This window comes from Hamadaea sp. NPDC051192, assembly GCF_040682475.1.
Classification (GTDB): Bacteria; Actinomycetota; Actinomycetes; order Mycobacteriales; family Micromonosporaceae; genus Hamadaea; species Hamadaea flava.
The window spans coordinates 39,037-47,626 of sequence record NZ_JBFBAZ010000059.1 but is presented as its reverse complement, the minus strand read 5'-3'; the positions used below and the strand labels follow the sequence as shown (position 1 = coordinate 47,626).

The 8,590-nt window shown below is 71.2% G+C and carries 4 protein-coding genes and 2 pseudogenes; 4 read left to right on the top strand and 2 right to left on the bottom strand.

Annotated features, from left to right (window positions below):
• Window positions 1–1,156 (bottom strand): annotated as a pseudogene (locus AB0M47_RS23990) (hypothetical protein); the annotation flags it as partial.
• Between the two features lie 219 nt (window positions 1,157–1,375).
• Between AB0M47_RS23990 and AB0M47_RS23985 the strand changes: the two are divergent.
• The gene (locus AB0M47_RS23985) at window positions 1,376–3,919 is read left to right on the top strand and encodes a LuxR C-terminal-related transcriptional regulator (RefSeq protein ID WP_363417710.1); all 2,544 of its coding nucleotides are present in this window, start codon (window positions 1,376–1,378) and stop codon (window positions 3,917–3,919) included.
• 192 nt (window positions 3,920–4,111) lie between these two features.
• Window positions 4,112–4,183, top strand: a pseudogene (locus tag AB0M47_RS23980) (hypothetical protein); the annotation flags it as partial.
• A gap of 49 nt (window positions 4,184–4,232) precedes the next feature.
• On the opposite strand, the gene gpmI reads toward AB0M47_RS23980, so the two are convergent.
• Window positions 4,233–5,900 (bottom strand): 2,3-bisphosphoglycerate-independent phosphoglycerate mutase, encoded by a 1,668-nt coding sequence (gene gpmI / locus AB0M47_RS23975; protein WP_363417707.1) that lies wholly within the window; start codon window positions 5,898–5,900, stop codon window positions 4,233–4,235.
• A gap of 182 nt (window positions 5,901–6,082) precedes the next feature.
• Here gpmI and AB0M47_RS23970 point away from each other — a divergent pair, with 182 nt between their 5' ends.
• Together AB0M47_RS23970 and AB0M47_RS23965 are read left to right on the top strand one after the other, a co-directional pair.
• Entirely contained in the window at window positions 6,083–7,324 is a 1,242-nt protein-coding gene (locus AB0M47_RS23970; protein WP_363417705.1) for an MFS transporter, read from the top strand.
• Entirely contained in the window at window positions 7,305–8,588 is a 1,284-nt protein-coding gene (locus AB0M47_RS23965) for an MFS transporter (protein ID WP_363417702.1), read from the top strand. Before AB0M47_RS23970 ends, AB0M47_RS23965 begins: the two co-directional genes overlap by 20 nt.
• Window positions 8,589–8,590 lie beyond the last annotated feature (2 nt).

Genomic DNA, 8,590 nt, shown 5'->3' with positions numbered 1-8,590 from the left:
GGCCTTCGAGCGAATCGGGGAGGCCGTTGCCGTCGGAGTCGGGGCCGAAGTCCGGCAGCCCGCCGTCCGGGGCGTCACCGCCGTCCGAGCCGTCACCAGTGCCGGGAATCGTCGGAAAGATGTCGGGGAGCGATTCCATGAAGTCGGGCACGCCGTCGCCGTCGCTGTCCGGGCCGAAGTCAGGGCTGCCGTCCTCGCCACCACTGTCGCCGTCGCTGAGGTTGCCGAGGTCAGGCAGGTGGAAGTCGGAGCCGACGAGGCCGGCGAGCCGACCGCCGGGCGGCAACGTGGCCAGCTCCTCGCCACCGCCGGAGTCGCCGCCGGGACCGCCGTCCGAGCCGCCGTCGGAGCCGCTGTCCGAGCCGCCGTCACCGGTGCCGAAGTCCAGGTCACCGATGAGTCGCAGCGGTTGCGGGGCATCGCCGCCGGGAACGGTCGGGTCCGGCGAATCCGTGTGACCGAGGTCGGGCAGGACGAGGTTCATCGGCGTCGGGTCGCCACTGGGCGGCGTGGGCGGAGTCGGGAGCCCACCCGGTCCACCGCTGGGACCGCCACCGGGTCCGTCGTCGCCACCGGTGAGGTGCAGCGCGCCCGGGGTCAGGTGCAGGCTGCTCGGCGGCGGTGGCGCGGGGTCGTCCTGCTTCGGCCCGATCTCCAGACCGCCGTGGCCGCCGTCGCCGCCACCCGCGCCGTCCGGGGTCGGGTGCAGTCCACCCTGGACGATGATGGCCGGGGACGGCGTACCGCCACCGCCGGACGGGGATTCGCTGCCGCCGGGCGGGGTGGTGCTCGGGCCGTCGTCCGGGCCGGAGTCGCCGCCGCCCGAGTCGCCCGGACCGTCGTGGCCGCCGTCGGCCGGCGTGACGATGTGCGGTGCGATGTGCACCTCGGGCGCCACATGTGCGTCCACGTGCAGGTCGGGGCCGGAGGTCAGGGCGGTCGCCAACCCGCCGGTCGTCACGCCGCTCTTGGAGAGGCGTACGCCGAGCGCCTGCGGGCCGCTGCCCGTGGAGGCGTCGGCCAGGCCGCGGAGGCGGTCGGACTCCTCGGAGGTCAACCCGTACTCGGCGGCCACCTGGTCGGGGTGGGATCGCGCATGCCGGGCGAACTCCGCGTCCACCGCCATCCGCGCGATCACGTCGCGGAACTGGGACATGTCCTTCGATCCTTTCTCGGTGGCTGTCTGGGGGCTTGCCAGGAACGAGTACGAAGGTAGGAAGCGAGCCGCTCGGTGGTCATCGGGCCGGGTACGGAACTTTCCCATGCGCGGGTTCTCCGTACTGCCATCCGTACCGCTCTGGGTACCCTCCGGGCGGAGGATGGCCGGTCGGCCGCAGGAGTGAATAGCGTCGCCGGAAAGGGTGGGGGTGAGGACGTGCGATTCGTCGGGCGCGCGGTGGAGCTGGGGGCTCTTGCCGGGCACGCCCGTGCGGTCGTCGACGAGCGGCGGCTCCGCGTGGTGCTGCTGATCGCCGAACCTGGCCGGGGGGCGAGCGGGCTACTGGAGGAGTTCCATCGACGGACTCCGGGACTTCGATACGTACGCGTGGCGCCGCCCCGAGCCGCGGGCGCGCCCGCGCTCTGGCCGTGGCAGCGCGTGCTGGCCGACCTCGGTTCGCCGTCGGCTGTGGACGACGTCTGGTCGGCGCAGGCCGCCTTGTCCCAGGTCTTCGCGGAGGCCGGGCCGGTGCTCGTCGCGCTGGACGACCTGCACCGCGCCGCGGAGGAGACGCTGACCCTGCTCGCCGAGTACGCAGATCAGCCGTCCGCGACCCCGACGCTCGTCGTCGCGGTCGTACGCCCAGCCGTGGCGGAGACGCTGCCGTCCGGTCCGGCCGCGTACCGGGTGTGGCTGCCGGGGTTGAGCCGGGACGAGGTCGGCGAGATGCTGGCCGGATCGGTCGCCTGGCCGGTGCCGGAGGCGCTCGCGACGCAGCTGCGCCGCCGGACCGACGGCAGCCCTGCGCTGCTGACCGCGATCGCCGGGCAGCTGCGGGAGTCCGACGACGGGCGGCGCCGGGTCGCCCTGCGCTGGCCGGAGTCGGCGACGGCCCCGATCACCGGCCGCCTGGCCGCGCTGACCGAGCCCGCCCGTCACGTCCTCGGGATCGCCTCGGTCGTCGGCCGGGAGTTCGATCTGTCCATCGTGGAGGAAGTCGCCGGGGACGCCGCGTTGCCCGCGCTGGAGGAGGCGATCACGGCCGGGCTGATCCGGCCGGTGACCGATCGCGTCTTCGCCTTCGATTCCGCGCTCGTCCGTGAGCTGAGCTACGACGCCCTCGGCCTGACCGAGACCGCCGGCCTGCACGAGGCGGTCGCCGACGCGTTGCTCTCCGTCGGCGCGCGGGCGGGCGAACGAGCCCCCACTGTGGCCGAGCTATCCCATCACCTGGTCGCCGCGGCGGTGCTCGGCGGCGACGAACGCCTGGACCGGGCGGTCGCCGCGACCGTCGCGTCCGCTCGGGCCGCCGAACGTCCGGCGGAGGCGGCGGACGCGTTCGCCGTCGCGGTGGAACTGGCCTCCCGGGCGCAGTGGTCACCCGGCCACCTGGGCCGGCTGCTGGTCGCGTACGGGTCCGCGCAACTACAGTCCGCGCATCGGGAGCAGGCCCGCAACGCCTTCGCGGCGGCGGTACGCCTCGGCCGCCAAGCGAAGGACGCCGGACTGCTAGCCGAGGCGGCGTTGGCGTACGGGCCGCGATCGGGGTCGGGTGCGACGGCGGAGCCGACCGATCCGCAGCGGGCGACCGCGCTCACCGAAGCACTGGCGCTGCTCAACTCGATCGAGGAAGCCGACGTGTCTACTGTGGCGCGACTGCGCGCCCGGCTGGCGTTGGAGTCGACGGGAGCGGCGGCTCGCACGCTCGCCGAGCAGTCGCTGGCCGCGGCCCGCGAGTGCGCCGACCCCCGGGCGATGGCTGAAGCGCTGCTCGCCCAGGTCGAGCCGGACGCCGACCAGCTGCGGCAGGCGCTTCGTGAGGCCGGGGCGCTGGACGACGGCGTACTGCTGAGCCGGGCGCACCGGGCGGTGGCCGCGCTGTCCTTGCGGGACGGCGACCTCGGTCTGGCCGACCGGCATCTGGCCGAGGTGGACGGCGTACCGGAGATCGCGGCGCATCGCCTCGTCCTGGCGGGCAAGGCAGCCGCCGCCCGAGAGCACCTCGCGGTGACGGCTGACCTGGAAGGGCTCGCGGCGTACGCCGGACTGCGGTTGCTCGACGGCGACCCCGGCGACCTCGGCGATCGGCTGCGGGACGTCGGCGGTCCACTATGGATAACTGCCGCCCAGGCCTGGATCGCCCGCGCGGACGGGCGCGACGAACTGGCCGGCGCGCTGATCGAGGAGCTGGCCGCTCAGCCCCTCGACCCCTGGACGATCGCGTTCGTCGTCGCCGCCGAGCCCGACGCCGCTGCCGCCGACCGGCTCGGTGCGCTTCTTTCGGCGTATCAGGGGAAATGGATCGTGGCGGGACCGGCCACGGCGAGTGCCGGACCCACGGCGCTGATGGCAGCTCGACTGGAAGCGGACCCGAAGCGCGCCACGGCCTGGCTGGACGACGCGACGCGCGTGGTCGGTCACACGCCGTGGCTCGCCTGGCTTCGCTGGGAGCGGGCGCGGCTGCGCGCGGACGCGCAGGACGTGAAGAGCGCGCGGACGTTCGCCGCCGAACGCGGCCTTTCCGGCCTGGTACGCCGAATCGACCGGTTCGAGCCGCCGGACGGCCGGACGCTGACCCGGCGCGAGCAGGAAGTGCTCGAATTGGCCGCGGCCGGAGCCTCGGCGCGGGAGATCGCGGAACGGCTGGTGATCGGCGAGCGAACAGTCGAGACCCACCTCGCGAACATCTACCGCAAGCTCGGCGTGCGCAGCCGGGTGGAATTGGTGGCTCATCTCCGGGACAGCGGGAGACCCGTGTGATCACCGTTACAGATTGTGACAGTAGAGACACGGAAACCGGTGGACGACGGAATACGCCCGGCGTAGCGTGATCTGTAACGCGCCTCGCTTGTGCAAACCGGGGGTTCGCCTAGTTGATCTGTTTCGACTTTGGCGCCGAGCGAGGAGCTGGGGGATGGGTGGCGTGACACCGTTGGGGGACGGTAGCCACCTGAACCGGCGCGCTGGCTGGCGACGCTAACGGGGGTGAGCGTCGCCAGCCGCCGCCGGCTTTTTCGTATCTGACACTTGTGGGGCGTCGCAGTGCGGCGCCCCACAAGTCCATCATCGGCTGTCAGGACTGCAGCAGGGTCGGTTCGTATTCGGCCGGCGCCTCGTAGCCCAGCAACTCGATCAGGGTCGACGCGACGTTCGCGAGTCCGCCCTTCGGCACGTCGTTCCGGAACGAGATGTCACGGTCGGCGTAGTCGGCGATGATCAGCGGGATCGGGTTCGTGCTGTGGGCGGTCTTCCAACGGGGCGTGCCGTCCGCGAGGAACACCGGCTCGCCTTGCTTGTCCCGCTCGACCATGTCTTCGGCGTTGCCGTGGTCCGCGGTGACGACGAGCGTTCCCTGGGCCGCCTTGACCGCTCGATTGATCCGGTCGATCGCCAGGTCCACCGACTCCATCGCGACGACGGCCGCCTCGAAGTTCCCGGTGTGGCCGACCATGTCGCCGCCGGGGAAGTTGGCCCGGATGAAGCGGTACCGGCCGGAGTGGATCGCCTCGATGATGGCGTCGGCGGTCTCGGCCGACTTCATCCAGGGCCGCTCGTTGAACGGCACCTGGTCCGAGGGGATCTCGAAGTAGGTCTCGGTGGCGGGGTCGAACTTCTCCGAGCGGTTGCCGTTCCAGAAGTAGGTCACGTGGCCGAACTTCTGCGTCTCCGCCCCGGCCCACTGGGTGACTCCGGTACGCGCGAGCAGCTCGCTGATCGTGTCCGGCACGGGCTCCGGTTCCACCAGCCGGAGTTTGGGCATGTCGGTGTCGCCGTCGTAGAGCGTCATACCGGCGAAGAGCACGTCCGGCACCCGCTGCCGGTCGAATCCCGCGAAGTCCGCGCCGGCGGTGAACGCCCAGGAGAGCTCGATCGCCCGGTCGCCGCGGAAGTTGAAGAACACCACACAGTCGCCGTCCTGGATCGCGCCCACCGGGCGGCCGTCCTCGTCGACGATCGTGTAGGGGGACAGCAGCTGGTCGCTGATCCCCGGGGTCTCCTTGCGGAGCTGCTCGATCGCGTCGGTGGCGGAGGCGAACGGCCGCGCGGTGCCCAGGACGTGCGCCTGCCAGCCGCGCTCGACGATGCGCCAGTCGGCCTCGTACCGGTCCATGGTCGTGACCATGCGGCCGCCGCCGGACGCGATCCGGTAGACGCCGCCGGTCGCCTTCGCCGCCGCGCCCAGCTCCTGCTCGACCTCGGCGACGTACTTCTCGGCCGTCCGGTCCGGCACGTCCCGCCCGTCGTGCAGAGCGTGCACGTACAGCCGGTGCACACCTTGGTCGCGAGCCTTGCCGATCAGGGCGGCGAGGTGGGTCATGTTCGAGTGGACGTTGCCGTCCGACAGCAGACCGATCAGGTGCAGCGCGGTGCCCCGCTGCGTCACCTGCGCGATGATCTCCTGCCAGGTCCCGGTCCAGATGGCGCCGGAGTCCACCGCGATGTCGATGCGCTTGGCGCCCTGGTCGAAGATCCGGCCCGCGCCCAGTGTGTTGTGGCCGACCTCGGAGTTACCCATGTCGGTCTCCGACGGCAACCCGACGTAGGGCCCGTGCGCGAGGATCGTCCGGTACGCGGCGTCCGAGTGGAGCGAGTCGAGGGCAGGCGTGCGAGCCACGGAGACGGCGTCGTAGGCGTCGTGCCGACCCTCGCCGACACCGTCCATGACCAGCAGGACGACCGGGCCTGGCGGCGGTGCCAGGCGAGGGTGCGGGGCGAGCTGAGACTTCTCAAGATCGGGCATGAACGTTCCTTCCCGGGTTCGTCGCGGAGCCGGTCAGCATCGACCAAGCACACAGACGCCATCCTGCCCTACGCACACAGAGTGACTACGGACACGTTCTAAATCACGTGACCGTGTCACGCACGCTGGCCTAGGTTGTAAGGCGTCCTTCATGAAACGCTCATTACTCCTGGTGGTGGCACGTGCGGAGCCTGCGCACCTGGGCCGGCGACACGGTAGGTGGCCTTCCGGCCACCTTCTGGTATCTCTGGCTGGGCACGCTGATCAACCGCCTCGGTGCGGTGGCCGTGCTGTTCCTGGAGATCCACATGGTCTCGGGGTACGGCTTCTCCGCCACCCTCGCCGGTCTGGTGCTCGGTCTCTACGGCGGCGGCATGGCGCTCGGCTCCATCGCGGGCGGCGTCCTGGCCGATCGGTGGGGCCGCCGGCCGACGCTGCTGCTGGCCAACATCGCGGGCGTGGTCACCGCGCTCGCCCTCGGGATCACCCTCACACCCTGGTTCGTCGCGCTCACCGCGCTGGTCTACGGCTTCTGGAACGGGCTGGGGCGACCGGCGTACAGCGCGACCCTGGTCGACGTGCTCGGCCCGACCAAGCGCATGCGCGGCATGAACCTCAACTACTGGGCGATCAACCTCGGGTTCTCCGGCGCGGCCTTCCTGGCCGGCGTACTGGCGCACACCCCGCGCATGGTCGTCTTCGTACTGAACGCGGCGGTGCTCGCGATCACCACCGTGATCATCGCGGTGAAGGTCCCCGAGACCTCGCCCGGCCCGGCGTTGTCCGCGCCGAAGGAAGGCGGCGGGCTCTCGCTCGTCCTGCGCGACCGGGTCTTCATGATCTACGTGCTGCTCAATCTGGGCCTGTGGTCGATCATCGAGTCGTGCAAGCTCATCCCGATCGCCATGGTCAACCAGGGGATCGATCCCGCGAACTACGGCTCGGTCATCGCCGTGAACGGCGTCATGATCGTGGCGCTGCAACTGTTCATCCCCAAGCTCGTCGGACGGCACCCGCGTAATCGCGTACAGATCGCCTCGGCGCTGCTGGTCGGGCTCGGGATGGGCGCGGTCGGCCTGGCCGGCAGCGTGCCCACGCTCGCGCTCACCGTCGTGGTGTGGACGCTCGGCGAGATGATCAACGCGCCGGTCAACGGCACGACCATCGCCGACCTGTCGAGCCCGGCGATGCGCGGCCGCTACCAGGGCGTCGCCTCGATGAGCTTCACGGCCGCCAACTTCTTCGCGCCGATCGTCGGCGGCCTGGTCCTGGACAACACCCCGCACGCCACGCTGTGGTTCGGCCTCGGGGTCCTCGGCCTGATCATCGCGGCCGGTCATCTCCTCTCCGGCCCCGCGCGCGAGCGCCGGGCCACGCACCTCACTCGGCCGGAGGTGGTACGCGATGAGGCGCTGGTTGCGTGACACCACCGGTGGTCTGCCGCGACAGTTCTGGTATCTCTGGACCGGGACGCTGATCAACCGCGTCGGCGGTTTCGTCGTCATCTTCCTCACCATCTACCTGACGACCGTGCGGCACTTCACACCGTCCCAAGCCGGCCTGATCATGGGCGTCTGGGCGGCCGGCGGCGCGTTGGGCAACATGCTCGGCGGTGTGGCCGCCGACCGGATCGGCCGCAAGGTCACCCTGCTGACCGGCCAGGTCGCCGGGGCGGCGACGCTGCTCGCGATGGCCTTCACCTCGGCGTACTGGGGCATCGCCGGGTTGGCGTTCCTCTTCGGGGTGTTCGCCGACGGCGCCCGTCCGGCGTTCGGCGCGATGTTGATCGACATCGTCCCGGAGAAGGACCGGCTGCGCGCGTTCACGTTGAACTACTGGGTGATCAACCTCGGCTTCTCGTTCGCCGCCACGCTCGCGGGCCTGGCCGCCGCGGCCGACTACCACCTGGTCTTCCTGGTCGACGCGGCGACGACGCTCGTCACCGCCACGTTCCTGTTCTTCACGTTGCGGGAGACCCGGTCCGCCCGCCCGGCCGCGACTTCGTCGGCAGCCTCCGCTTCGTCGGCGGCCTCGGCGGTGGCGTCGGCCGCCAAGGGCGGGCTGCGGGTCGTGTTCACCGACCGGGTCTTCCTGATCTTCGCCGGGCTGAACATCCTGGGCGCGTTCGTCTTCCTCCAGCACCTCACGACGCTGCCGATCGCCATGGCCGCCGACGGCATCTCCGGGCAGACCTACGGCTACGTGATCGCGTTGAACGGCTTGCTCATCGTGATCGGGCAGCTCTTCGTCCCCCGGCTCACCAGGGGCATGACCAGTACGCGGATGCTGGCCGTCGCCGCGATCGTCACCGGGCTGGGCTTCGGGCTCACCGCGCTGGCGAACACCCCGCTGTTCTACGCCGCCACCGTCTTCGTCTGGACGCTCGGCGAGATGGTCAACGCCCCGGCCAACTCCACCACCATGGCCGCTCTCGCCCCGGCCGACCTGCGCGGCCGATACCAAGGCGTGTTCTCGCTCTCCTGGTCGATCGCCGGGTTCGTCGCGCCGACCGCCGGCGGATTCCTCCAAGAACACGTCGGCAACACCTTCCTCTGGCTGCTGTGCGCGGGCATCGGATTGGCCGTCGCCGCAGCTCAGGTAGCCTCGGGACCGGCGCGCGAACGCAGAGCCGCGATCCTCGCCCCACCCCCACCGGCTGTGTCCCGGCAGCCAACCCCCGTTTCGTAAGG

Coding starts and splice junctions, on each gene's coding strand:
- AB0M47_RS23965 (WP_363417702.1), top strand. CDS start 7,305: ATGAGGCGCTGGTTGCGTGACACCACCGGTGGTCTGCCGCGACAGTTC.
- gpmI (WP_363417707.1), bottom strand. CDS start 5,900: ATGCCCGATCTTGAGAAGTCTCAGCTCGCCCCGCACCCTCGCCTGGCA.